The organism is Bacillus sp. G16, from assembly GCF_021282335.1.
GTDB lineage: Bacteria > Bacillota > Bacilli > Bacillales > Bacillaceae > Bacillus > Bacillus inaquosorum.
Genome location: NZ_JAJSOZ010000004.1, coordinates 305,080 through 329,446, shown reverse-complemented (window position 1 = coordinate 329,446; position 24,367 = coordinate 305,080). Strand labels below are relative to the sequence as shown.

The window sequence follows — 24,367 nt, the reverse complement described above, 5'->3', positions numbered from 1 at the left end:
TGTCAGTTAGTACATAAAACGATGATAAAAACGGAGCCTGTCAAATTGTTCAATTGATTCCTGGCTGACGTTTTTTCCGATGCGTGCCATCAGACAGTTTGCAGGGTGGGAGCTGATCTCTGGCTCATCCGTCGCAAACCAGACCAATCCGCCTGCATTCATCATCTTCTCCATGAGCTTTCTGTATTCCCACACATCTTTTTTCATTCCTTTTAAATCCCAATGCCAGTAATATTCCGTCGTCATCACAATGTAGTTTTCCATTTGCTCATCCATCATGCTGACGGTCAGAAGCGTCTTACCGACAGAACATCCCCGATAGGCCGGCGCCACCTCTATGGCCCCGAGCTCAAGCAAATCCTCCATGTTTCCTTCAGACCATCTTTCGAGCGGGTCAGGATATAAATACGTCACATAGCCGACAATGGTTCGGCCGTCTCTGGCGATGATAATGCGCCCCTCGGGAAGGCCGGCAATGTCGACTAGCGCTTCATGCTGCTCGCGGGGCGGGCGAAATGCGGTTAAATCCTTATGAAACTCATAACCTGCCAAATCCTCTTGAGAGACAGGCCCTTCTATCAGTAAGGAGCCGGTTGCTGTTTTGATGTTTGCTGAATGGTATGTTTTATGATGTTCCACTGATCCACCGTCCCATCAATTCTTATAAAAATACATGCCTTCTTTAAGAATAACAAATTATAAAGCGTTTTCAATATGGTTTATATTTTAAAAATTGAGAAGAATATGAATATATACTATAATAAATGTGACAACTTCAGCAAAGGGGGATGTTTGGGCATGAATTTGAAAGCGTTACCAGCAGTGGAAGGGGATTATCATTTAAAAAACTATGAAGAAACGTACCGGCATTTTGATTGGGCCGAGGCAGAGAAACATTTCTCCTGGCATGAGACAGGGAAACTGAATGCGGCATATGAAGCGATTGACCGCCATGCCGAATCGTTTCGAAAAAACAAAGTAGCGCTTTATTATAAAGACGCAAACCGGGATGAAAAATACACATTTAAAGAAATGAAGGAAGAATCAAACAGAGCCGGGAATGTGCTGAAACGGTATGGAAATGTGGAAAAAGGGGACCGCGTTTTTATTTTTATGCCGAGATCACCCGAGCTTTATTTTATTATGCTGGGCGCTATCAAAATTGGCGCCATCGCCGGGCCGCTGTTCGAAGCATTTATGGAGGGAGCGGTGAAGGACCGGCTTGAAAACAGTGAGGCGAAGGTTGTTGTCACGACGCCTGAGCTGCTGGAGAGAATACCGGCTGACAAACTGCCTCACTTACAGCATATATTCGTAGTCGGCGGAGAGGCTGAGAGCGGCACAAACATCATCAATTATGATGAAGCAGCAAAGCAGGAGAGCACAAGGTTGGATATCGAATGGATGGACAAAAAAGACGGCTATCTGCTTCACTATACATCGGGTTCTACCGGAACGCCAAAGGGTGTGCTTCATGTCCATGAAGCGATGATTCAGCAATATCAGACAGGAAAGTGGGTCCTTGATTTACAGGAAGAAGACATTTACTGGTGCACAGCTGATCCGGGCTGGGTGACAGGTACGGTATACGGCATCTTTGCACCGTGGCTGAACGGAGCGACAAATGTCATCGTCGGCGGACGTTTCAGCCCGGAAAGCTGGTATGGAACGATTGAGCAGCTTGGCGTCAATGTCTGGTACAGCGCGCCGACCGCTTTTCGGATGCTGATGGGTGCGGGAGATGAGATGGCTGCGAAATATGATCTAACCTCACTCCGGCATGTGCTCAGTGTCGGAGAGCCGTTAAATCCGGAAGTCATCAGATGGGGGCATAAAGTCTTTAACAAACGAATCCACGATACGTGGTGGATGACAGAAACGGGCAGCCAGCTCATCTGCAACTATCCTTGCATGGATATCAAACCGGGTTCAATGGGTAAGCCGATTCCCGGTGTGGAGGCAGCAATCGTTGACAATCAGGGCAACGAGCTTCCGCCGTATCGAATGGGCAATCTCGCCATTAAAAAGGGCTGGCCTTCCATGATGCATACCATTTGGAATAACCCTGAAAAGTACGAATCGTATTTCATGCCGGGCGGCTGGTATGTGTCTGGCGATTCTGCTTACATGGATGATGAGGGATATTTCTGGTTCCAAGGCAGAGTTGATGATGTCATTATGACCTCCGGTGAACGCGTCGGCCCATTTGAAGTGGAAAGCAAGCTTGTCGAACATCCGGCCATTGCAGAAGCGGGCGTGATCGGAAAGCCCGATCCGGTGCGGGGAGAAATCATTAAAGCCTTTATCGCACTCAGAGAAGGATTTGAGCCGTCCGATAAACTGAAAGACGAGATCCGCATATTTGTAAAGCAGGGTCTTGCAGCCCATGCGGCTCCGCGTGAAATTGAATTTAAAGATAAGCTTCCGAAAACTCGGAGCGGAAAGATCATGAGACGCGTGCTTAAGGCGTGGGAGCTTAATCTGCCGGCCGGAGATCTGTCAACGATGGAGGATTAAAAGGCGACATTGACACGGGATTTTATTTATGTTAAAAATGAGATAGCTTCATATGAAAAGGTAAAGATTGAGACAAGTAGAATATCCTTACGTTCCAGAGAGCTGATGGCCGGTGAAAATCAGCACAGACGGATATATCGAATACACTCATGAACCGCTTTTGCAAACAAAGCCAGCCAGGCTTTCAGTAGTGAAAGAACGGACCTGATCCGTTATCAGGCAAAGTGATAAGACGAATGTTTTGCGTTCTCTTATTAGTAGGGTGGTACCGCGATAATCAATCGTCCCTTCGTGTAAACGAAGGGGCGTTTTTTATTTTAATCAAAAAAGGAGCTATATCTCATGACAAACTTACTTGAAGACTTATCCTTCCGCGGATTGATTCAGCAAATGACGGATGAAGAAGGATTAAATAAACAGCTGAATGAAGAAAAAATCAGCCTGTACTCAGGCTTTGATCCGACAGCAGACAGCTTGCATATCGGACACCTGCTGCCCATTTTAACACTCCGCCGTTTTCAGCTTGCGGGGCATCATCCGATTGCACTTGTGGGCGGCGCGACTGGTCTCATCGGCGATCCGAGCGGAAAAAAAGCGGAGCGTACATTAAACACTGCTGACATCGTATCCGAATGGTCCCAAAAAATCAAAAACCAGCTGTCCAGATTTCTTGATTTTGACGCAGCAGAAAACCCTGCTGTCATCGCGAACAACTATGACTGGATCGGCAAAATGAATGTAATCGACTTCCTTCGTGACGTCGGTAAAAACTTCGGCATCAATTACATGCTGGCAAAAGACACGGTCAGCTCAAGAATTGAATCCGGCATTTCATACACGGAATTCAGCTACATGATTCTTCAATCTTATGACTTCTTAAATCTGTACAGAGAGAAAAACTGTAAGCTGCAAATCGGCGGAAGTGATCAGTGGGGCAACATCACAGCGGGTCTTGAACTGATCAGAAAATCAGAAGAAGAAGGAGCAAAAGCGTTCGGCCTCACCATTCCGCTTGTCACAAAAGCAGACGGCACGAAGTTCGGAAAAACGGAAGGCGGCGCGATCTGGCTTGATAAAGAAAAAACATCGCCGTATGAGTTCTATCAATTCTGGATCAACACAGATGACCGTGACGTTGTCAAATACTTAAAATACTTTACGTTCCTATCAAAAGAGGAAATTGAAGCATACGCTGAGAAAACAGAAACGGCGCCTGAAAAGCGTGAAGCGCAAAAACGTTTGGCAGAAGAAGTGACAGCGCTCGTTCATGGACGCGGGGCGCTGAAGCAAGCCATCAATATTTCCAAAGCTTTGTTCAGCGGCAATATCAAAGAGCTTTCTGCCCAAGACGTAAAAGTGGGCTTTAAAGATGTCCCTTCTATGGAAGCTGACATCAGCCAAGAGCTTTCACTTGTAGATGTATTGGTGCAATCTAAATTATCTCCTTCAAAACGCCAAGCGCGTGAAGACATTCAAAACGGAGCTGTTTACATTAACGGCGAACGCCAGACGGAGATCAATTATATCCTATCGGCTGAAGACCGCATCGAAGATCAATTTACTGTTCTGCGCCGCGGAAAGAAAAAATACTTCCTTGTGACGTACAAATAAGAAAAAAGATCCTTTGCCTAACGGCAAAGGATCTTTTTTTGTTTATCGCATAGGAATGACAGGAAAAGAGTATATTAGATAGGGCAAACACGACCAGTCACCACCTTTTAACAGAAAGGAGCGCTCACCGTGAATCTCATGTGCACGATTGCAAAAGAAAGGCTGCAGCGGGATTATTGGGAGCAGCAGGCGCAGGAAAGTGTTGGCCGGCAAGAGGCAAAAAACGAATCAGACGATAAAAAAACCCCGACCGCATAGCGGCAGGGGTTTTTTAAACGATTAACGAGAGTAGAACTCAACGATAAGCGCTTCGTTAATTTCCGGAGCAAGTTCAGAACGCTCAGGAAGACGAGTGAAAGTACCTTCAAGCTTTTCAGCGTCGAAAGTAAGGTATTCAGGAACGAAGTTGTTCACTTCTACAGATTCTTTGATGATAGAAAGGTTTCTTGATTTTTCGCGAACACCGATTGTTTGGCCAGGTTTCACTAGGTAAGACGGGATGTCAACGCGGCTTCCGTCTACAAGAATGTGACCGTGGTTAACCAATTGGCGAGCTTGACGGCGAGTACGTGCTAAACCTAGCTTGTACACAACGTTATCAAGACGAGAATCTAAAAGAATCATGAAGTTTTCACCATGTTTACCAGCTAGTTTGCCAGCTCTGTCAAACAAAGTGCGGAATTGGCGTTCGTTTACACCGTACATGTGACGAAGCTTTTGCTTTTCTTGCAATTGCAAACCGTATTCTGATAATTTTTTACGTTGTCCTGGACCGTGTGGGCCTGGAGCGTAAGGGCGTTTTTCTAATTCTTTTCCTGTACCGCTAAGAGAGATTCCTAGACGGCGGGACAGTTTCCAAGATGGACCTGTATAGCGAGCCATAATGTGACTCCTCCTTTGGTTTTATTTTTGTGGAAAATAAAAACCGTCTGCTCTATTCGACCATGCACATTTTGTTTTCATGTATCCTCGCTCCAGCAGCAGAGAGTTACACGATACACCTTATGGATAAGGAACAAAATGAAAACATAGAAGCTGAACAAAAAGGCTGCAATATTTCACACAAAGGTCATTATATAATTTATTTGTTTTGAAGTCAACCATTCCTCCATTATTGATTCACCGTTTATGATATAATAAACAAAAATTAGTGGTAAACTTTTAGGTGATAAAAACATGGTAGAACAAACAAAAGATCAATTATCCGCCTTTCATTATCATATGCTCGATTTTTTATTGACCAAATCTGAAAAAGTTACATTCACCGACTCTTTCATATGGCTGACTTCGGCTATTCAAACCTATTTTTCATCCCTTTGTATTTCGCTTACACCGTCACCATCAGACTCTGTGGCAAATGTGGCAGATGATGAAGTGCGTTTTTCCGCTTATAAAATAAACGCTTCATTTTATAAGATTGAGGACGTCTCTGGCAGGCGCTTTCACCTTACCTGCAGACAGGATGGAGAGATTCCTGAAGGGCTTCCGGACGTGGTTGCTTCATTTTTAAACCAGTCAAACAAACAGGAAAGACTCTATATCAAAACGATCTATCAAAAAAAGATATATAAAATGACTGAGCTGTTCCATTCACTGCTTGATCAGACAGAGGTGCTGAAGCAGCTTTTAGAAAGCTTAACCCGCACGTTTTCTCTGTTTAAGTTCTCTTTATTTATATCGCACGACCAAGATCAATGTTTAGGCGTTCCTGCAAAAGAGCTGTATATGGAAGGGGAAAAATCCGATTCCTTCGCTCTCAAAGTGTATTTGACCGGAGATATTTTGCGGAAAAATGAATCTGCCGCCTACATTCCGATAAAAGGACAGCAGGGAACGTACGGAGTTTTGATGGCTGAAGGAACGGGAGGCAGTTTTATTACTGACGCCTATCTTGACGAAATGTCGCTGATAGCAAACGCGGCAGGAAAAGCGTTTGAAAATGCCCAGCTCTATGAACAATCAAAAGCAAGCATCGCAAATTTGGAATTGATCAATGAAACGTCACGCCGCCTGAATCAGCGGCTGACGCTGACCGATACGATGAATGATCTGGCTGTGAGAATGGCAGAATCGTTCCAAGCGGAAGAAGTCGGTTTTTTTCATATAGACCATTTTGAAAACCTAACATTGCTCCCCGGCAGCACAGCGTTTTTCAAAGAAGCGAAGCCATCTGATTTTTATCATGAATTGAAAGAAAAGCTGTATGAAGGGGAAAAAGGGGTTTTTATCGGAAATGGCCAGTCTGTTTTCGGGAAGGCCGGCTACGGCTCGCTGATGGCCGTTCCGATGATTGAGAATGACCGGCTTTTAGGCTTTGCGGTTTTATTGAAACAGGAGATGTACGCTTTTACTTTTGAAATGTACAAGCTGTTTCAGGCGCTGATCCATCACGCGACACTGGCTGTAACCAACTCAATGCTCCGGGACCGCCTTGAGCATCTTGTGAAAACAGATCAGCTGACTGAGCTGTATTCAAGGGTGTATTTAGATGAAAAAATTCAATACAGCATGAAAATCCACCAAAAGGGTGTTTTTATTCTTGTTGATATAGATAATTTCAAGAATGTAAATGATACGTACGGACATCAGACTGGGGACGAGATTTTAATTCAAGTCGCTTCGGTGATTAAAAGCAACATCCGCAAGCATGATGTCGGCGCCCGCTGGGGAGGCGAGGAGCTGGCGATTTATTTGCCGAATGTGACGGTTGCGGTGGGAAAACGGATTACTGAGAGACTGGTATATGCGGTCAGAAAAAACACGAAACCCGAGGTGACCATATCCTGCGGGATTTCCTGCTGGACGGCAGAAACAAGAAAGTCCCTGAAAGAGCTTGTGCATGAGGCTGATGAAGCGCTCTACAGCGCGAAACGAAACGGAAAAAACCGCTTGATGGTTCACGAATCAATAAAATAAAAAAAGCCCAAAACAATATCAGTTTTGGGCTTTTATGTTACTGTGCTAACGCTTTTTCAAGCGTTTCGGCAAATTGTGATAAGTACTTTTCATCAATTTCGTCGAAACGGTTTTTTACTGGACTGTCGATGTCCAAGACGCCGACAACTTTTCCGCCTACATGAATCGGAAGCACAATTTCTGATTGAGAAGCAGCATCGCAGGCGATGTGTCCCGGAAACGCATGAACGTCCTCAACACGCTCCACTTTTCCGTTTGCATATGCTGTGCCGCAAACGCCTCTGCCGAAAGGAATCCGAACACATGCCGGCAGACCTTGGAACGGCCCTAACACAAGCTGTCCATCCTCTTCTTTGGCAAAATAGAAACCCGCCCAGTTCACTTCAGGCAACGTATGATAAAGGAGCGCTGAAGCATTTGCATAGTTTGCAATTTGATCTGTTTCGTCTTCGATCATGGCTTCGAGCTGTTTTAGCAGAAGCTGATAGTCTTTTTCTTTATCTCCAGATTGTTTTTCGACATGGAACATGGAAAACCCTCACTTTTTCTATAATATAAAACAAAGTTCCGGCTTTTCTGCCGGCATTTGTCGATAAGTTCTTACAGGAACAGCGGTCTTCTGCTTGAATAGTATCAAGAGGAAGGAGTGAGCCGAATGAAAGTAAGCACCAAAGACAAAATTATTGAATCTGCTGTCATGCTCTTTAACCAAAAAGGATTTTCTGGCACGTCTGTCCGTGAAATCGCAAAGTCAGCCGATGTAAATGTTGCGCACATCTCCTACTATTTTAAAGGCAAAGGAGGTTTGATGGAACACTTAGTTTCAGAGTTTTACGAAGGCTACAGCAAAACGCTTGAAACAGCGGCAGGCAATATCTCTTCTCAAAGCACGCAGGAACAGCTGCTCCAATTGGTTTTCGATATTTTATCCTATCAGCATAATCATCGTCAATTAACTCGTTTTGTCTACCGGGAAGTCACGATCGACTCCACGTTAATCAGAGAAATTATGTCGACATATCTAATGAAGGAAAAGTATATATTCCAGCTGATCATTGAGGAAGGAGAAAAACAGCGTGAACATTTAACGCTGCCGCTGCCTCATTTTATTCTCCAATTAAAATCTCTCTTGATGATGCCTTATCTCCAGCCTCAATATATTTCGGAAGTGCTCTACATGCAGCCGCACGAGCCGTACTTTTATAAAATGTATTTTGAAGAAATCAAGATTTGGATCAGAAGCGTCTTCCGGACAGGAGACGTGGCGCTCATCAATTAACACTGCTCCAAAAACGCCTCATATGCGTATCCGACATCTCCCGCTTGATGGGCATCAGACCCGAACACAAGCGGGATCTTCTTTTGCTTCGCTTCATTCAGCATCCAATCCTCGATATAAATGCCGCCTGCGTATGTTTTTCTTAATCCGGAAGTATTGAAGTCGAGCTCCATTCCGTTTTCTTCAATGGCATGCAGGCACTGAGAAACGAGTCCGCGAATATGTTCAGACATGCTGTACGGAAACAGCTTGATGAATTTTTGGACGAGTGTGATGTGACCGACTCTTTTTGGCTTATAGCCGCCGAGAGATGCTACAATGGAAGAATAGATGCTGCGGTAATACTGTTCGTATACAGCTTCAATGCTTCCGCAGGCTGAAATCAGCTCTTGAAAGGTATGCTCATCATAATCAAGGCACAGATAGGAAGAACCTGCGCGCAAAAAATGAACGGATAAGATGCTGTCATCTAAATATGGCCCGTATGTGTCCAGAAATAATGTAATCTCATCTTCAAATTCAGCAATATAATCGACCTCAAGCCCCGTTCGTATGGTAAGCTGTCCGCGATATTCTTTTTTTAATCCGGAAATTTCATCGATATAGCGTTCCATAGAGGCTTGCGCCATCGCGCTGTCTTTTAGCGGCGTCGGATCAGTAAAAGAGGAAGGCAATGGGGCATGTTCGGTAAAAGTAATCGATTTAAAGCCTTTCTTTAAGGCTTCTTCTGCATATTGTCTGAGTGTGTCATTTGAGCCGTGAGGGCAAAATGGTGTGTGAATATGTCCGTCTCGCTTTTGCATTGGCGTCACCCCGTGAAAAAATAGTCAAATCCTGCCGATTTTGCACAAAAAGTTTTTGATTTCTGGTCAAAAAATGTTGGTTACATGGTATCATAATAACAATGAAAACGACAGTTTTTCTCAATACATATCCTGAAATCTTTCTGAATAAATAAAACACCCTGACAGATTAAGGTTAACAGCAAGGGGGCTCATTATGGAGTTTGTCATTGGATTATTAATTGTACTGCTTGCGCTGTTTGCGGCAGGCTACTTTTTCAGGAAAAAAATCTACGCCGAAATCGACCGGCTGGAATCGTGGAAGATTGAAATTCTGAACCGGTCGATTGTGGAAGAAATGTCCAAAATCAAACATTTGAAAATGACGGGTCAGACAGAAGAGTTCTTTGAGAAGTGGCGTGAAGAATGGGATGAGATTGTCACAGCCCATATGCCGAAAGTTGAAGAGCTCCTTTATGATGCCGAGGAAAATGCAGACAAATACCGATTTAAAAAAGCCAATCAAGTGCTCGTTCATATCGACGACCTGCTGACAGCGGCCGAATCGAACATTGAAAAGATTCTGCGGGAAATCAGCGACCTTGTCACAAGTGAGGAAAAGAGCCGTGAAGAGATTGAACTGGTGAGAGAGCGTTATTCAAAATCGCGAAAAAACCTGCTGGCTTACAGCCATCTTTACGGGGAGCTTTATGACAGCCTTGAAAAGGATCTTGACGAAATTTGGAGCGGGATCAAACAATTTGAAGAAGAAACAGAAGGCGGAAACTATATTACCGCACGAAAAGTGCTGCTTGAACAGGACCGCAATCTTGAAAGGCTTCAGTCATACATAGATGACGTGCCGAAGCTGTTAGCGGACTGCAAGCAGACGGTGCCCGGCCAGATTGCAAAGCTCAAGGACGGCTATCGCGAAATGAAAGAGAAAGGGTATAAGCTTGAGCATATCCAGCTTGATAAGGAATTAGAAAATCTGTCAAATCAGTTGAAACGGGCGGAACATGTCTTGATGACTGAGCTGGATATTGATGAAGCGTCCGCAATTCTGCAGCTCATAGACGAAAATATTCAATCTGTTTATCAGCAGCTGGAGGGTGAAGTCGAAGCCGGCCAATCTGTTCTTAGCAAAATGCCTGAATTGATCATTGCTTATGACAAGCTGAAAGAAGAGAAAGAGCATACAAAGGCGGAAACTGAGCTGGTGAAGGAAAGTTACAGACTGACAGCTGGCGAGCTCGGCAAACAGCAGGCCTTTGAAAAGCGCCTTGATGAGATTGGCAAGCTGCTCTCATCCGTTAAAGATAAGCTCGATGCAGAGCATGTCGCCTACTCTCTTTTAGTAGAAGAGGTTGCTTCAATAGAGAAGCAGATTGAAGAAGTGAAAAAAGATCATGCCGAATACCGTGAAAAGCTGCAAGCGCTGAGAAAAGAAGAGCTTCAGGCGAGAGAGACGCTCAGTAATTTGAAAAAAACAATTTCTGAGACAGCAAGACTGCTGAAGACAAGCAACATTCCAGGCATTCCGAGTCATATTCAAGAGATGCTGGAAAATGCGCATCATCACATTCATGAAACAGTCAATCAATTAAACGAACTCCCTTTAAATATGGAAGAAGCCGGAGCCCATTTGAAGCAAGCTGAGGATATTGTCAACAGGGCAAGCCGGGAATCAGAGGAACTTGTCGAGCAGGTGATCCTCATTGAAAAAATCATTCAGTTCGGAAACCGGTTCAGAAGCCAGAACCATATTTTATCTGAACAGCTGAAAGAAGCGGAAAGACGTTTTTATGCTTTTGACTATGAAGATTCTTATGAAATTGCAGCTGCCGCTGTAGAGAAAGCTGCGCCAGGTGCAGTTGCAAAAATCAAAGCTGATATATCCGCTTAATCAATCACGATATGAAAAAGAGCCCGCATTGTAATAAGCGGGCTCTTTTTCATTATAAAACGCCTGCGCAATAACGCAGGCGTTCTGTGACTTTAATTTATGTCTTTAAGCTGTTTGGATGGGCCAATAAATAAGGTAAGCACATAGCCGATAACCGCTCCGATGATTCCTGGAAGCAACCAGCCGATGCCGAGACTGTAAAGAGGAAGATTCGCACTTAGAAACGCATCTAAAGATCCAAGTGAAAAGCCGGCTGCTTTGATGCCGTCTAAAATACTGAATAATCCTGTACCGATCAAGCATGCGATGTACACTTCGCGTCTTTCCTTAAAGAGCTTATCAATAAATGAAAGAACAATAATGACAATGGCAAGCGGATAGATAGCTGATAAAATAGGAACAGAGAACGCGATAATTTGCGCGAGTCCGAAATTCGCAATGATCAAGCTGAATAACGTGACAATCGTAACGACAATTTTATATGATAATGCCGGGATAAGCTTTGAAAAGTACTGGCCGCAAGAAGTGACAAGGCCGATGCTTGTTGTTAAACATGCGACTGTAATCGCTGAACCGAGTACGATGTTGCCTAATGAACCGAATAAATAATGGGAAGACGCAGATAAAATTTTAGCTCCTTCGCCAACAGGACCGATGGCGTTCGTGCTTGTTGCACCCAGGTATGCAAGGGATACATAAATGAATGTCAGTCCTAAAGCGGCAATCACACCCGCTTTAATACATGCAGCGGCAAGAGCTTTAGACTGTGTAACGCCTTTGCTTTTTACAGCATTTACAACAACAACACCAAATACGATTGAAGCAAGTGCGTCCATTGTTTTGTAGCCTTCTAAAAATCCTTTAAATACCGGTGTTCCTTTATATGCTTCTGTAACTGCACCCAATCCGCCCATCGGTGTGAAAATGGCTTTAAGAACAATCACTAAAATAATGGTGAATTTGATTGGAGTAAGAATTTTTCCGACCCGGTCCACAACCTTGGATGGGTTTAACGCTAAATAGTACGTAATTCCGAAAAAGATCAGTGTGAATACAAATAAAGAAAGTCTTTCTGGTACGCCAGTCAAAAACGGAACAGCGCCGATTTCATATGAAACAGTCCCTGTTCTCGGGATAGCAAATAATGGTCCGATTGATAAATAAAGCACGACAGTAAAGACTGTGCCGAAAACAGGGTGAGCTTTATCAGCAAGTCCTTTAGCGTCCTTGCCGGTTAATGCGATGGCGATAATACCGAGAAGCGGCAGGCCTACCCCAGTCAGTAAAAATCCGCCGATGGCCTTCCAGACGTTGTGTCCGGCTGCTTGTCCAAGTTCCGGCGGATAAATCATATTTCCTGCTCCAAAGAATAACGCAAATAGCATGAAACCAATAATAATGGTATCTTTGACAGGCAGTGAGTGTTTCATGAAAAAAATCCTCCTAATAATTATGTTAAAATATTCTGTCAATTAATTGTCAGATAATATGACGAAACGAACAAATCTTATTATATGGTAAAAAATTTAGAAGTCAATACTAGTTTTTCGTAATTTTCTATTAAAATTTGTTATGGTAACATAAATATCATACCTTGTACCGCTTTCATAAAGGAGTAAAAAAGATGATATATTTAGATAATAGTTCAACGACGAAGCCTTACGATGAAGTCTTGAACGTGTATGAACAGACAAGCAGCCGATATTTTGGCAATCCTTCATCTTTGCACCGATATGGAGCCGAAACGGAACAGCTGCTTCAGGCAACCAAAAATCAAATCAAAAGGTCCTTAGGCCTAAAAAAATATGATATTGTATTTACGTCAGGCGCCACAGAAGCCAACAATGCGGCTTTAAAAGGAGCGGTGTTGTCAAAAATAAAAACAGGCAAACATATCATAGCCACTTCTATCGAACATCCATCCGTTACGGAATCGTTAGAACAGCTGACAGAGCTATTCGGGTTTGACGTCACTTATCTTTCAGTGAATGAAGACGGATTTGTTTCAATAGAAGAATTAAAAAAAGCCATCCGTCCTGATACTGTGCTTGTCAGTATGATGCATGTGAACAATGAAGTCGGTTCCGTGCAGCCGATTGAAGCGGCAGGGGAAGTGCTGAAGGAGCACCCGAACATTTTGTTCCACGTCGATTATGTGCAGGGCATCTATAAAGTGCCATTGGCAATTGAAAAGGCCGGCATTGATCTGTGTTCAATTTCCGGGCATAAATTTCACGGGCTGAAGGGGACAGGCGCACTTATTGTAAAAGAAGGAACACGCCTTATCCCGCTCATAACGGGGGGCTCTCAGCAAAAAGGCATACGGGCCGGAACGGAACATACTGCGGGTGCGGTTTCGCTTGCCAAAGCCATTAATCTTGCCGCAGCTGACTTTGAGACCCGGCTTGACACAATGGCTGCCGCAAAGGAATTATTTATGAAGAGGCTGAGTGAAATTGAAGGTGTCGTTGTCAACACGCCTCAACTAAATAGTGCGCCGCACATTATTAATTTCTCTGTTCCGGGGATTAAAGCAGAGGTGCTTTTACACATGCTTGAGGAACAGGATATATTCGTCTCAACAACATCGGCCTGCTCGGCAAAAGAACATAAACCCAGCAAAGTTCTCTTACAGATGGGTAAGGGAGAGCAAATTGCCGGAAGCAGCATTAGAATCAGCTTAAACTACAGCCAGACAAGCGATGTGGCAGAACCGTTTATGAACGCGCTGCGTCCTGGCATCAAAAAATTAAAGAAAATGATGAGGTAGAACATGAATTACGATCATATATTAATTCGTTTTGGGGAAATTTCGACAAAAGGCAAAAACAGAAAAAGCTTTATTGAGCGCTTAAAGCAAAACGTCAGACTCGTTTTGAAAGACTATCCGAACTTAAAATACTTTTCCAATCGGGACCGCATGACGATTACATTAAATGGAGAAGATCCAGAGGCTCTTTTTCCTCATTTAAAGCAGGTGTTTGGCATTCAAAGCTTCAGCCTGGCGATTAAGTGTGACAGCCGCCTTGATGATATTAAGGCAACTGCTCTGCAGGCGATCGAGGATCAGTATCAGCCTGGTGATACGTTTAAAGTCGCGACGAAGAGAGCCTATAAACAATTTGAATTGGATACAAATCAAATGAACGCTGAAATCGGCGGCCATATTTTGCGAAATACAGAAGGTTTGACAGTCGATGTCCGCAATCCTGACATCCCGCTCAGAATCGAAATCAGGGAGGAAGCGACCTTTTTGACGATTCGCGATGAAAAAGGTGCAGGCGGCCTGCCCGTTGGTTCAGCAGGTAAAGCGATGCTGATGCTTTCCGGCGGTTTTGACAGCCCTGTGGCCGGTTTTTATGCGATGAAACGGGGATTGTCGGTAGAAGCTGTTCATTTCTTCAGCCCGCCATACACAAGCGAGCGCGCAAAGCAAAAGGTAATGGATCTGGCAAAATGCCTGTCCCGCTTTGGGGGAAGCATGACGCTTCATATCGTTCCGTTTACAAAAACGCAAGAGCTCATCCAAAAACAAATTCCTGAGAACTACACAATGACGGCAACCCGCCGCCTCATGCTTCAAATTGCCGACAGAATCAGAGAAAAGAGAAACGGGCTTGCCATCATTACGGGAGAAAGCCTCGGTCAGGTAGCGAGCCAAACGCTTGAAAGCATGTATGCGATTAATGCGGTGACGACAACACCGATTTTGCGTCCGTTAGTCGGTATGGATAAAACAGAAATCATCGAAAAATCACGGGAAATCGGCACATATGAGACAAGCATTCAGCCGTTTGAAGACTGCTGCACGATCTTTACGCCGCCAAGCCCGAAAACACGTCCTAAAAAAGAAAAAATCGAACACTTTGAAAGCTTTGTTGATTTTGAGCCGTATATTCAAGAAGCGGTTGAAAACATTGAGACAATGACGCTGTATAGCGAACAAGAAGCAAACGATAAATTCACAGAGCTCTTTTAATCAGCTCCGGTTCCTGTATACAATTACCAAAGTTTTTTTGAATGAAGCCATGTGTTTTAACACATTCTATACTCACAAGGAGGTGAGACACATGGCTAACAATAACTCAGGTAACAGCAACAACCTTTTAGTACCAGGAGCTGCTCAAGCTATCGACCAAATGAAATTAGAAATCGCTTCTGAATTCGGTGTAAACCTTGGAGCAGACACAACTTCTCGCGCTAACGGTTCTGTTGGAGGAGAGATCACAAAACGTCTTGTATCTTTTGCTCAACAAAACATGGGCGGAGGACAATTCTAATTTACAATTTCACATAATGGCTTAGGAGTGGGGTTCTCCCCACTCTTTTTCATTTTATATAAAAAAAAAGGACCAGCGGCCTATAAAATCCTATGTTTACAGAGCTTGATTTTAGGCATATCCTTACGGAAAGAGCCTGTATTTATGTATAATGGGTGGAGAAAGTGAGGAGTTGTTCGTGTTAAAACGAGAAGATCTAATTGCCCCTAAGCAATATAATTTAGTAAATGAAATGGAAAAGTTCAGTGCCGCTGGACAAAAAACCGCCCTTCTATGGGAGGATGAGTCAGGCAAGCAAGAATCTTGGTCATATGAAAAGCTGATGGAAGAAACAAATAAAATCGGAGCGGCTTTGGCTGACCTTGGATTTAAAAAGGGAGACAAGCTGATTGTAATGGTTCCGCGGGTGCTTGAAGCCTATGCTGTTTATTTGGCTATCCTGAAATCAGGAATGGTAGTCATTCCATGCTCTGAAATGCTTCGTGCGAAAGATCTTGAATACCGGATTGAACATGCCGAAGTGAAAGGCGCTATCGTCTATTCTGCATTTATTGGCGCTTTCCGTGATGTCAGTACTGCTGACAAACTGATTAAGCTCTCTATTGGCGAAAACGATGCCGGCTGGAAAAATCTCTTATCGATTGAAGCGGACGGAAGCCAATTTAAAACAGCTGACACAACAAGAGATGATATGGCTTTCTTATCTTATACATCCGGAACAACAGGTCAGCCTAAAGGTGTTGTACATACACATGGTTGGGCATTTGCTCATTTAAAAACATCTGCCGGCGCTTGGCTTGATATTTCTGAAAAGGATACCGTCTGGGCAACTGCTGCCCCAGGCTGGCAAAAGTGGGTGTGGAGCCCATTTTTAGCGGTACTCGGCAGCGGAGCAACTGGTTTTGTGTACCACGGAAGATTCAAAGCAGAAAAATATTTAGAACTTTTAAACCGCTACAATATCAATGTCTTCTGCTGTACGCCGACGGAATACCGCTTAATGGCGAAGGTCGAAGGCTTGGACCGCTATGATCTTTCTGCCCTGCACAGCGCTGTTTCCGCAGGCGAGCCGCTCAACCGTGAAGTCATTGATGTTTTTCAAAAGCACTTCGGCATTAAGGTGCGGGACGGATATGGCCAAACAGAAAGCACGCTTTTAGTTGGTGTCTTAAAAGATATGGATATTAAACCTGGAAGCATGGGAAAACCGACACCGGGAAATCAGGTGGAGATCATTAATGAAGACGGTGAAATCTGCAAACCTGGTGAGGTTGGAGATATCGCTGTTCACCTCAGCACGCCGGCGCTCTTTAAAGAATATTATAAAGATCCGGATAGAATGAAAACACAAATTCGCGGCGATTATTTCCTAACAGGAGACAGAGCAAAAAAAGATGAGGATGGTTACTTTTGGTTTGAAAGCCGAAATGACGATATCATTATCAGCTCCGGCTACACGATCGGGCCATTCGAAGTGGAAGACGCGCTCGTTAAGCACCCTGAAGTAAAAGAATGTGCTGTTGTCGCAAGCCCTGATGAAATCAGAGGCTCCATCGTTAAGGCGTACGTTGTCCTGCAAGATCACGAAAAACGCAGTGATGAGCTTGTCAAAATTCTGCAAAATCATGTGAAGACCATTACCGCTCCATACAAATATCCTAGAGAGATAGAATTTGTGGAAAGCCTGCCGAAAACGGCTTCTGCAAAAATCAGACGAGTGGAATTAAGAAAACGTGAAGAACAGCTCAAAGCCAATAAAAAGGCGTAAAAGAAAGAGAGTGAACGTGAATGAAGGCGATATGGCACGGCGGTTTCATTTATACGATGCTCGAAGAAGGCGATCGGACAGAGGCAGTTTATGTTGAGGATGGTGTCATAAAGGGCATCGGCAGCTATGAGCTTCTGCAGAAAAAGTACGGGTCTCCGGAAACAGAAGAAATCAGCCTGGACGGGGCAGTGATGTTTCCCGGATTTGTCGACAGCCATTTACATTTGATCGGCCACGGGGAGAAACAGCTTCAGCTCGATCTGTCTGCACTGACGTCGAAGGAAGCTATTTTGCAGGCTGCGAAGGAAAGAGAGCGGCAGCTGCCTGAAGGCGATTGGCTCATTGGAGAGGGCTGGAATGAAAATCAGTTTGAGACACCGGACTATTTGACTAAGGATGATCTTGATCGTTTATTTCCCGACAGGCCCGTCTTGCTCAAGCGAATCTGCCGGCATGCGATAGCTGTCAATTCTGCGGCTCTTCAAGCGGCAGGGATTTCACAAAGTACTCCTGACCCTGACGGCGGAGTCATCGTAAAAGATACAAATGGCGAGCCGATCGGGCTTCTGTTTGATAAGGCTCAGGATTTGATTCTGAAGGCTGTCCCGCCAGTCTCCCAGCACTATGTTGATGAGGCGCTTACGGCTGCGATAGAAGATTGCTGGACGAAAGGACTGACGGGCGGACATTCGGAAGACTTGTCCTATTATGGTGATGCTTCGGTGCCGATGAAAGCTTATGGGAAAGCTGCCGCCAGCGGAAAGTATCCGTTCCGCTGTCATTTGCTCGTTCATCACGAAGCAGTCGATCGCTGGGAGCAGCTGGAGAAGCCATCCGGTCCGTATGTGGAGTTCGGTGCGATGAAAATCTTTGCTGACGGAGCGCTTGGCGGAAGAACGGCTTTATTAAAAGAACCATATCAGGACGATCCATCCACTAATGGTGTTCAAGTTCATGATGATGAAACCCTTGGCCGGCTCATTCAAAAAGCGAGAGAAAAAGGCATGGAGGTTGCCGTTCATGCAATCGGCGATTTAGCTTTTGAAAAAGTGCTGAATGCAATTGAGAAGCATCCACCCCGAAACGGTCGGCATGATCGGCTGATTCATGCCCAAGTGCTGGATGATGAATTAATCGAAAAAGCAGCACGCATGCCGATCGCGCTTGATCTTCAGCCTCATTTCGTTGCCAGTGATTTTCCGTGGGTCATTGACCGTCTCGGAAAAGACCGGATGAACACAGCCTTTGCGTGGAAAACGCTCATGTCTAAAGGCATTTTATGCGCGGGCGGCTCTGACGCACCGATTGAGCCAGTTGACCCGCTTCTTGGCATTCAGTCCGCGGTGCTCCGGAAAAGCAGCCATGAGGTAAACGGTCCGAGCTATAATGAAAGCGAATGTTTAACTGTGTATGAAGCGATTAAGCTCTATACAGAGGGAAGCGCCGGGATCATTTATAAAGAGAAGACACGCGGAAAAATTGCCGAAGGCTATGACGCGGATTTTACGGTTCTCAGCAATGATCCGTTTACAATTGATCCTGCACAGCTTCATCTTTTAGACATTAAAAAAACCGTGATCAACGGCCAGATTGTATATGAGAAATAATAAAAGGACAGGCAGCTGCCTGTCCTTTTCATTTCCTATAAAAAAGTACGCTTCACTTTCTCCCAAAATGAATTGTCCTTTAGTTTGACTGTTTTGATTTTCTTATCAGACAGTTTAATTTCGATCGTTTTCACGTTTCTCGTACTGAGTGCTTCATTGTCCAAGCCGATGATCGGGTGCTCATTGCCGTCTTGCACCACTCGAAGGGTCAGCTTTCGGTCAGAGCTAAGGACAAATGGCGAGCCGAGTGTCCGGTAGGTGTTATTGTTCAGGGAAGCAAGCTCAGATACCTGCATACATGGGAGCAGCGGATCAACAACCGCTCCTGCAACGGACTTGTTATATGCAGTGCTGCCTGTAGGTGTTGAGATAATCATTCCGTCTCCCCTAAATGTTTCAAAGTGCAGATCATCGATCAGCACGTCCATCACAAAGGTTTTTATGATGCTTGAACGGATGGAAACCTCGTTTAAGCAGTGAAAAGGGCTGGCGTTATCGACTGTCACTTCAATCAGCGGATATTTTCTGACTTCAATTTGTTCAAACGTCATCGCATCGACCATTTTTTCGCGCTCATCACTATGAAAGTCGCAATATAAATGAGCTTTCCCCTTTTTGGTAATGCCGACGTACAAGCAGTCGTCCCGGAAATTCGTCTTTCTGACTGCCTGCAAAAATGTGCCGTCCCCGCCAATGCTTGCGATAATATTGGCGTCTGAGTGCTGATTCACAACGGTAAATCCATACTCTTCAGCCAATTGCGTTAAGGAGCTGACTTGTTCGTTTGTTTCCTGGTCCTGCTTGTGAAAAAAATAAACATTACGGCGTTGATCGGTCATATCCCATTTCCCCTTTGCTGTCATATTTAAGTTTTTCTGCCATCCAGTATTTGTGATAAAATACCTTTGGCCATAAGTGTACCACGTTTACCGGCAGCCCGTTAAGCCGGAGCTTTCTCATCAATTGAAACATTTTTCATATTGAATCGTATAATGAGAGGGTTTGGGAAAAGGAGGAGAAAAAATGAATGCAAAAAGATGGATCGCATTAGTTATTGCCTTGGGGATTTTCGGCGTGTCTATCATCGTCAGTATCTCAATGAGTTTCTTTGAAAGCGTCAAAGGGGCTCAAACGGATCTCACATCACTGACGGATGAATCGCAGGAAAAGACGCTGGAAAACGGCAGTCTCTCAAGTAAAATTGCCGTATTGGAGGTCAGCGGCACCATTCAGGATAATGGGGATTCAAGCAGTCTGCTCGGTTCAGACGGATATAACCACAGAACGTTCTTAAAAAACCTTGAACATGCAAAAGATGACAAGGCAGTCAAAGGCATCGTTCTGAAGGTGAATTCTCCGGGCGGCGGAGTATATGAAAGTGCTGAAATACATAAGAAGCTGGAAGAAATCAAGAAAGAAACGAAAAAACCGATTTACGTGTCGATGGGATCGATGGCAGCATCCGGCGGTTATTATATCTCAACGGCGGCTGATAAAATTTTTGCGACACCGGAAACTCTGACTGGGTCACTCGGCGTCATTATGGAAAGCGTCAATTATTCAAAGCTTGCTGATAACCTCGGCATTTCTTTTGAAACAATTAAGAGCGGGGCTCATAAGGACATTATGTCTCCTTCCCGTGAGATGACGAAAGAAGAAAAGAACATCATGCAATCCATGGTTGATAATTCGTATGAAGGCTTTGTTGATGTCATTTCTGATGGCCGCGGCATGTCGAAAGCAGAGGTAAAGAAAATTGCGGACGGACGCGTGTATGACGGACGGCAGGCGAAAAAACTGAACCTCGTTGATGAGCTTGGTTTTTATGACGATACCATTTCAGCGATGAAAAAGGATCATAAGGATTTGAAAAACGCCTCTGTCATTTCTTACGAGGAAAGCTTCGGTTTAGGCTCACTGTTTACCATGGGCGCGAACAAAATGTTTAAGAGTGAAATCGATTTTCTGAACATGAGAGAAATTCTTTCACAATCCGGTTCGCCAAGAATGATGTATCTCTATGCGAAGTAGGAGGGATCAATAATGGACGCGACATATGAAGAGTTAGAGCGCAATGACATGAAAGGCCCGCAAGAAGCGGAGCAGCTGACACATGCCTATGCGGGCTTTTGGGTTCGTTTCTGGGCTTTCCTGCTTGATTGGCTTGTTGTATGGGGATTAAATCATTTACTTGTTTCTCCCCTCTTTACCGTATTGGATCTGCCGAAAACATCCGGCATGTTCACCTTCTCGGCCTACAGCGTGACAACGCTTGTTGTGTATCTTGCCTATTTTGCGCTGATGACAAAATGCTTCAGGCAGACGCTTGGAAAAATGGTGTTCGGCCTCAAAGTGGTTTCTGTGAAGGCGGATCGTAAGCTGACATGGAGCACAGTGATTTTCCGTGAAGTAGTCGGACGGTATATCGATAAGATTTGGATTTTATATATCGTCGTTGCTTTTTCACCCACAAAGCAGGGAATTCATGATTACATTGCAGATACGACTGTGGTGCATGAAAAACTATACCGCAAATAACTGATAAACCCGGACCTCGTCCGGGTTTATTTTTTTCTGAATTGGCGATAATGCTCCTAGAGGAAGTGAAGAGTATGGTATATGTGCTGACAGCCATTCTTATTCTAATAGGTATCGTGCTGCTTCTCAGAATGAAAATTTATGTCGCTGCAGAGTATCTTCACGCTGATGATAACGACAAAATGACTTTGAAGATCACAGCGCTGTTTGGCCTGATCCGGGTTAAAAAAACAATTCCGGCGATTAAGGTGAACAAAAATGATGGAACAGTCGATCTCAAACATAAATCAACATCTAAAGTGAAAAAAAGCAGCAGCAAGAAAAAAATTACGTTTGATGATGTGCAGCAAACTATCAAAAAAATTGAAATGCTTGTACATCAAGTTACTAATTTAAGGAAAACCGGCGCTTCTATTCTGGCGCATTTGCATATCACAAAACTCGAATGGGTTACAGTTGTCGGAATTCAGGACGCAGCAGTGACAGGTGTGTTAACAGGTGCTGTATGGGGTGTGAAAGGCGGTATCGCTGCGATGCTGTACGACCATCTGGACTTTGTGAATAAACCCGTCTATGAAGTGATTCCGTCGTTCCAGGTCCCTGTCTCCAAGACCCATTTTCAGTGTATATTCTTTTTTCGCTTTGGACATGCTATGCTTGCAGCTTTCAAATTCGTCAAATACGGACGGGAGCTATCCGCATTAAAAAAGAATCCGTCGTCTCGAATGACTTCAAAGAAAGATTCATCAGTTTAAGGAGGAAGCGTAAATGGCAGACCATCCCATCCAAGGTTTAATGAAAACCGCAATGGAAAACTTGAAGGAAATGATTGATGTTAACACCATCATCGGAGATCCGGTTGAAACGCCGGATGGAAGCGTGATTTTAACTGTTTCTAAAGTTGGATTCGGATTCGCCGCAGGCGGAAGCGAGTTTGGCCAAAAGCCGGCAGAAAAGAAATCAGAAGACGATGAGACAAGAGAACAAAAACTTCCTTTCGGAGGCGGAAGCGGGGGCGGTGTGTCCATTACGCCGATCGCGTTTTTAATTGTCGGATCGACCGGCATCAGAATGCTTCATTTAGATGAAAATACCCATTTGATTGAGAAAATTTTAGACGCTGCCCCCCAAACTCTTGAACGCATCCAGCAAATGTTCAAGAAAAATAACAAGAACCAAGGCCAGGGCCAAAATCAAAACCAAATGAACAATATGAATTATTAAAGAAGGTTAACTGCGCCGGCCGCAGTTAACTTTTTTTTGGCATAAACTTTGCAGTTTGCAGGAAACTTTACTATGATAGAGACATACATACAAAAGGGAGGAATTATAATGGCTGAAATTACATTTAAAGGCGGTCCGGTTACACTTGTCGGACAAGAAGTGAAAGTAGGAGATCAAGCCCCTGATTTCACAGTGCTGACTAACAGCCTTGAAGAAAAATCGTTAGCTGATATGAAAGGAAAGGTAACGATTATTTCTGTTATCCCTTCAATTGATACAGGTGTTTGTGATGCACAAACACGCCGTTTTAACGAAGAAGCTGCAAAGCTTGGAGATGTCAACGTCTATACAATCAGTGCAGACCTTCCATTTGCACAAGCGCGCTGGTGCGGTGCTAACGGAATTGACAAAGTGGAAACGCTGTCTGACCATAGAGATATGTCATTCGGCGAAGCGTTCGGTGTGTATATTAAAGAACTTCGTCTGCTTGCGCGTTCCGTATTTGTCCTTGATGAGAACGGAAAAGTCGTTTACGCTGAATATGTAAGCGAAGCAACAAACCACCCGAACTATGAAAAGCCAATTGAGGCTGCCAAAGCATTAGTGAAGTAAGCAGGGAAAAAAGCTCCTGGCTGCCGCCGGAGCTTTTTTTATGGCAAGGAGGAACACAAGATGCAAAAAGACTATGTAGGCACGGTGTACGAGCTATTAGACGAAGCCGTGATCATCATAAAGAATGAATTGCAAATTTCATATATAGAGGCGTTGGCTGAAGCGGGAGAAATGTATTTTCTTGAAAAAGCGGATCAGCTGAAACTGCCGGATAAGAAAACCGAACAGCTTCAGGCGCTGCTTGAAAAAGCGGAATTCGGCACATATGAGCACGAGTGGGTGCGCAAAGCTTTTCAGCTTGCTGTCCTGAAAGGGCTGAAAGATATCTCCCATCCGAACAGACAAATGACGCCGGACACGATCGGGCTTTTCATCAGTTATTTGGTGAATAAGTTTATGGCGGACAAAAAGGAACTGACGGTTCTAGATCCGGCTGTGGGAACGGGAAATCTTCTGTTTACCGTGCTGAACCAGCTATCTGAAAAAACGGCGAATAGCTATGGCATTGAAATTGATGACGTGCTGCTGAAGATTGCGTATGCCCAAGCGAACCTTCTGAAAAAAGAGCTTGAGCTTTTTCATCAGGACAGCCTTGAGCCGCTGTTTATCGATCCTGTTGACACGGTCATATGCGATCTGCCGGTCGGCTATTATCCGAATGACGAAGGAGCAGAAGCGTTTGAGCTCAAAGCGGACGAAGGCCATTCCTTCGCGCATCATCTGTTTATTGAACAGAGCGTCAAGCATACCAAACCGGGCGGCTACTTATTTTTTATGATCCCGAATCAGTTGTTTGAGAGCTCCCAAAGCGATAAGCTGAAACAGTTTTTCAAAGATAAGGTTCATATTAACGCGCTGTTGCAGCTGCCAAAATCCATTTTTAAAGACGAGGCTCATGCCAAAAGCATTCTTGTGCTTCAGAAAAAAGGAGAGGAGACGAAAGCGCCAAGTCAAATTCTGCTTGCGAATCTTCCGTCTTTCTCCAATCAGAAGTCGATGCTTGATATAATGGCTCAAATGGATACGTGGTTTAAAAAAGAAAAATAGATGTTAAATAGCAGCTTAGGCAGCCGTCATATGATGGATGCTTAGGCTGTTTTTATTATGGCTACTTGACGTCGGGCTGACGAATTGAATCCGTCTTTGAAACACAAAATACAGAAGGGTAAACCGCAAAATGTAAGCGTTCGCCAATAAGAAATCTATAGGTAATATGTCTGAAAATAACGACTTCTCTTTGTAAGCGTTATCAATACACAAGTTGACTTGAAATGCCGACATGACAATGTTTAAATGGAAAAGTCAGATATTTTTCGGAGAAGATGAT

Annotated in this window: 23 protein-coding genes and 1 other annotated feature; of the genes, 17 read left to right on the top strand and 6 right to left on the bottom strand. The window is 44.2% G+C overall.

Annotated features, from left to right (window positions below):
• Nucleotides 1-6 precede the first annotated feature (6 nt).
• Nucleotides 7-639 carry an acetoin utilization protein acetyltransferase AcuA gene (acuA, locus tag LWH95_RS07215; RefSeq protein ID WP_019259193.1) on the bottom strand — a complete coding sequence of 211 codons (633 nt, stop codon included), beginning with the start codon at nucleotides 637-639 and terminating at the stop codon, nucleotides 7-9.
• 159 nt (nucleotides 640-798) lie between these two features.
• Between acuA and acsA the strand changes: the two genes are divergently transcribed.
• The 3 genes from acsA (at nucleotide 799) to sr7p (ending at nucleotide 4,386) form a co-directional block, all read left to right on the top strand.
• Nucleotides 799-2,517 (top strand): acetate--CoA ligase, encoded by a 1,719-nt coding sequence (acsA, locus tag LWH95_RS07210; RefSeq protein WP_232919230.1) that lies wholly within the window; start codon nucleotides 799-801, stop codon nucleotides 2,515-2,517.
• A gap of 54 nt (nucleotides 2,518-2,571) precedes the next feature.
• Nucleotides 2,572-2,809 (top strand) — a binding site (T-box leader).
• Nucleotides 2,810-2,859: 50 nt separating this feature from the next.
• The gene (tyrS, locus tag LWH95_RS07205; protein ID WP_232919229.1) at nucleotides 2,860-4,128 is read left to right on the top strand and encodes a tyrosine--tRNA ligase; all 1,269 of its coding nucleotides are present in this window, start codon (nucleotides 2,860-2,862) and stop codon (nucleotides 4,126-4,128) included.
• A gap of 129 nt (nucleotides 4,129-4,257) precedes the next feature.
• Complete coding sequence (sr7p, locus tag LWH95_RS21605; protein WP_269802311.1) at nucleotides 4,258-4,386, top strand: small protein SR7P; 129 nt, start codon at nucleotides 4,258-4,260, stop codon at nucleotides 4,384-4,386.
• A gap of 21 nt (nucleotides 4,387-4,407) precedes the next feature.
• Here the strand turns inward: sr7p and rpsD are convergent, their stop codons facing one another.
• Nucleotides 4,408-5,010: a 30S ribosomal protein S4 gene (gene rpsD, locus LWH95_RS07200; RefSeq protein ID WP_003237886.1), complete on the bottom strand. Its 603-nt coding sequence runs from the start codon at nucleotides 5,008-5,010 to the stop codon at nucleotides 4,408-4,410.
• A 294-nt stretch (nucleotides 5,011-5,304) separates the two neighbouring features.
• Here rpsD and LWH95_RS07195 point away from each other — a divergent pair, with 294 nt between their 5' ends.
• On the top strand, nucleotides 5,305-7,044 hold the full coding sequence (locus tag LWH95_RS07195) for a diguanylate cyclase domain-containing protein (protein WP_232919228.1): 1,740 nt from the start codon (nucleotides 5,305-5,307) through the stop codon (nucleotides 7,042-7,044).
• A 37-nt stretch (nucleotides 7,045-7,081) separates the two neighbouring features.
• Here LWH95_RS07195 and LWH95_RS07190 read toward each other — a convergent pair whose 3' ends face one another.
• A complete protein-coding gene (locus tag LWH95_RS07190) occupies nucleotides 7,082-7,573 on the bottom strand; it encodes a GAF domain-containing protein (protein ID WP_003237879.1) in 492 nt (163 codons plus the stop codon).
• A gap of 126 nt (nucleotides 7,574-7,699) precedes the next feature.
• Here LWH95_RS07190 and refZ point away from each other — a divergent pair, with 126 nt between their 5' ends.
• Nucleotides 7,700-8,323, top strand: a complete 624-nt coding sequence (refZ, locus tag LWH95_RS07185) for a transcriptional regulator RefZ (RefSeq protein WP_003223478.1) — start codon at nucleotides 7,700-7,702, stop codon at nucleotides 8,321-8,323.
• Here the strand turns inward: refZ and hisJ are convergent.
• The gene (gene hisJ, locus LWH95_RS07180; RefSeq protein ID WP_003237875.1) at nucleotides 8,320-9,126 is read right to left on the bottom strand and encodes a histidinol-phosphatase HisJ; all 807 of its coding nucleotides are present in this window, start codon (nucleotides 9,124-9,126) and stop codon (nucleotides 8,320-8,322) included. The genes refZ and hisJ overlap by 4 nt on opposite strands.
• Before the next feature lie 196 nt (nucleotides 9,127-9,322).
• Here hisJ and ezrA point away from each other — a divergent pair, with 196 nt between their 5' ends.
• A complete protein-coding gene (gene ezrA / locus LWH95_RS07175; RefSeq protein WP_232919227.1) occupies nucleotides 9,323-11,011 on the top strand; it encodes a septation ring formation regulator EzrA in 1,689 nt (562 codons plus the stop codon).
• Nucleotides 11,012-11,103: 92 nt separating this feature from the next.
• On the opposite strand, the gene brnQ is transcribed toward ezrA, so the two are convergent.
• On the bottom strand, nucleotides 11,104-12,441 hold the full coding sequence (brnQ, locus tag LWH95_RS07170; RefSeq protein WP_133486454.1) for a branched-chain amino acid transport system II carrier protein: 1,338 nt from the start codon (nucleotides 12,439-12,441) through the stop codon (nucleotides 11,104-11,106).
• Between the two features lie 194 nt (nucleotides 12,442-12,635).
• Here brnQ and LWH95_RS07165 point away from each other — a divergent pair, with 194 nt between their 5' ends.
• From LWH95_RS07165 to LWH95_RS07145, 5 genes are all read left to right on the top strand, one after another.
• Entirely contained in the window at nucleotides 12,636-13,781 is a 1,146-nt protein-coding gene (locus LWH95_RS07165; RefSeq protein ID WP_232919226.1) for a cysteine desulfurase family protein, read from the top strand.
• A 3-nt stretch (nucleotides 13,782-13,784) separates the two neighbouring features.
• Nucleotides 13,785-14,990: a tRNA uracil 4-sulfurtransferase ThiI gene (thiI, locus tag LWH95_RS07160; RefSeq protein ID WP_019259184.1), complete on the top strand. Its 1,206-nt coding sequence runs from the start codon at nucleotides 13,785-13,787 to the stop codon at nucleotides 14,988-14,990.
• Between the two features lie 91 nt (nucleotides 14,991-15,081).
• Nucleotides 15,082-15,291: an alpha type acid-soluble spore protein SspA gene (gene sspA, locus LWH95_RS07155; RefSeq protein ID WP_003223491.1), complete on the top strand. Its 210-nt coding sequence runs from the start codon at nucleotides 15,082-15,084 to the stop codon at nucleotides 15,289-15,291.
• Nucleotides 15,292-15,469: 178 nt separating this feature from the next.
• Entirely contained in the window at nucleotides 15,470-17,059 is a 1,590-nt protein-coding gene (gene mbcS, locus LWH95_RS07150) for an acyl-CoA synthetase MbcS (RefSeq protein WP_232919225.1), read from the top strand.
• Between the two features lie 20 nt (nucleotides 17,060-17,079).
• Nucleotides 17,080-18,666 carry an amidohydrolase gene (locus LWH95_RS07145; protein WP_232919224.1) on the top strand — a complete coding sequence of 529 codons (1,587 nt, stop codon included), beginning with the start codon at nucleotides 17,080-17,082 and terminating at the stop codon, nucleotides 18,664-18,666.
• Between the two features lie 35 nt (nucleotides 18,667-18,701).
• On the opposite strand, the gene LWH95_RS07140 is transcribed toward LWH95_RS07145, so the two are convergent.
• Nucleotides 18,702-19,505 carry an NAD kinase gene (locus LWH95_RS07140; RefSeq protein WP_003237863.1) on the bottom strand — a complete coding sequence of 268 codons (804 nt, stop codon included), beginning with the start codon at nucleotides 19,503-19,505 and terminating at the stop codon, nucleotides 18,702-18,704.
• Nucleotides 19,506-19,689: 184 nt separating this feature from the next.
• Here LWH95_RS07140 and sppA point away from each other — a divergent pair, with 184 nt between their 5' ends.
• The 6 genes from sppA to LWH95_RS07110 all read left to right on the top strand — a co-directional run bounded on the left by sppA (nucleotide 19,690) and on the right by LWH95_RS07110 (nucleotide 24,087).
• Complete coding sequence (gene sppA / locus LWH95_RS07135; RefSeq protein WP_232919223.1) at nucleotides 19,690-20,697, top strand: signal peptide peptidase SppA; 1,008 nt, start codon at nucleotides 19,690-19,692, stop codon at nucleotides 20,695-20,697.
• Nucleotides 20,698-20,709: 12 nt separating this feature from the next.
• On the top strand, nucleotides 20,710-21,204 hold the full coding sequence (locus tag LWH95_RS07130) for an RDD family protein (RefSeq protein WP_060399276.1): 495 nt from the start codon (nucleotides 20,710-20,712) through the stop codon (nucleotides 21,202-21,204).
• A 74-nt stretch (nucleotides 21,205-21,278) separates the two neighbouring features.
• A complete protein-coding gene (locus LWH95_RS07125) occupies nucleotides 21,279-21,959 on the top strand; it encodes a DUF2953 domain-containing protein (RefSeq protein ID WP_148982159.1) in 681 nt (226 codons plus the stop codon).
• A 13-nt stretch (nucleotides 21,960-21,972) separates the two neighbouring features.
• A complete protein-coding gene (gene ytfJ, locus LWH95_RS07120) occupies nucleotides 21,973-22,428 on the top strand; it encodes a GerW family sporulation protein (protein WP_003237853.1) in 456 nt (151 codons plus the stop codon).
• A gap of 108 nt (nucleotides 22,429-22,536) precedes the next feature.
• Nucleotides 22,537-23,040 carry a thiol peroxidase gene (gene tpx / locus LWH95_RS07115; RefSeq protein WP_003223506.1) on the top strand — a complete coding sequence of 168 codons (504 nt, stop codon included), beginning with the start codon at nucleotides 22,537-22,539 and terminating at the stop codon, nucleotides 23,038-23,040.
• Between the two features lie 60 nt (nucleotides 23,041-23,100).
• Nucleotides 23,101-24,087, top strand: coding sequence for a class I SAM-dependent methyltransferase (locus tag LWH95_RS07110; RefSeq protein WP_232919222.1), 987 nt, complete (start codon nucleotides 23,101-23,103; stop codon nucleotides 24,085-24,087).
• Nucleotides 24,088-24,367 lie beyond the last annotated feature (280 nt).

Excerpts from the sequence above, each read along its gene's own strand:
- acsA (WP_232919230.1), top strand. The coding sequence starts at position 799 with ATGAATTTGAAAGCGTTACCAGCAGTGGAAGGGGATTATCATTTAAAA.
- tyrS (WP_232919229.1), top strand. The coding sequence starts at position 2,860 with ATGACAAACTTACTTGAAGACTTATCCTTCCGCGGATTGATTCAGCAA.
- rpsD (WP_003237886.1), bottom strand. The coding sequence starts at position 5,010 with ATGGCTCGCTATACAGGTCCATCTTGGAAACTGTCCCGCCGTCTAGGA.
- LWH95_RS07195 (WP_232919228.1), top strand. The coding sequence starts at position 5,305 with ATGGTAGAACAAACAAAAGATCAATTATCCGCCTTTCATTATCATATG.
- LWH95_RS07190 (WP_003237879.1), bottom strand. The coding sequence starts at position 7,573 with ATGTTCCATGTCGAAAAACAATCTGGAGATAAAGAAAAAGACTATCAG.
- refZ (WP_003223478.1), top strand. The coding sequence starts at position 7,700 with ATGAAAGTAAGCACCAAAGACAAAATTATTGAATCTGCTGTCATGCTC.
- hisJ (WP_003237875.1), bottom strand. The coding sequence starts at position 9,126 with ATGCAAAAGCGAGACGGACATATTCACACACCATTTTGCCCTCACGGC.
- ezrA (WP_232919227.1), top strand. The coding sequence starts at position 9,323 with ATGGAGTTTGTCATTGGATTATTAATTGTACTGCTTGCGCTGTTTGCG.
- brnQ (WP_133486454.1), bottom strand. The coding sequence starts at position 12,441 with ATGAAACACTCACTGCCTGTCAAAGATACCATTATTATTGGTTTCATG.
- LWH95_RS07165 (WP_232919226.1), top strand. The coding sequence starts at position 12,636 with ATGATATATTTAGATAATAGTTCAACGACGAAGCCTTACGATGAAGTC.
- thiI (WP_019259184.1), top strand. The coding sequence starts at position 13,785 with ATGAATTACGATCATATATTAATTCGTTTTGGGGAAATTTCGACAAAA.
- sspA (WP_003223491.1), top strand. The coding sequence starts at position 15,082 with ATGGCTAACAATAACTCAGGTAACAGCAACAACCTTTTAGTACCAGGA.
- LWH95_RS07145 (WP_232919224.1), top strand. The coding sequence starts at position 17,080 with ATGAAGGCGATATGGCACGGCGGTTTCATTTATACGATGCTCGAAGAA.
- LWH95_RS07140 (WP_003237863.1), bottom strand. The coding sequence starts at position 19,505 with ATGACCGATCAACGCCGTAATGTTTATTTTTTTCACAAGCAGGACCAG.
- sppA (WP_232919223.1), top strand. The coding sequence starts at position 19,690 with ATGAATGCAAAAAGATGGATCGCATTAGTTATTGCCTTGGGGATTTTC.
- LWH95_RS07130 (WP_060399276.1), top strand. The coding sequence starts at position 20,710 with ATGGACGCGACATATGAAGAGTTAGAGCGCAATGACATGAAAGGCCCG.
- LWH95_RS07125 (WP_148982159.1), top strand. The coding sequence starts at position 21,279 with ATGGTATATGTGCTGACAGCCATTCTTATTCTAATAGGTATCGTGCTG.
- ytfJ (WP_003237853.1), top strand. The coding sequence starts at position 21,973 with ATGGCAGACCATCCCATCCAAGGTTTAATGAAAACCGCAATGGAAAAC.
- tpx (WP_003223506.1), top strand. The coding sequence starts at position 22,537 with ATGGCTGAAATTACATTTAAAGGCGGTCCGGTTACACTTGTCGGACAA.
- LWH95_RS07110 (WP_232919222.1), top strand. The coding sequence starts at position 23,101 with ATGCAAAAAGACTATGTAGGCACGGTGTACGAGCTATTAGACGAAGCC.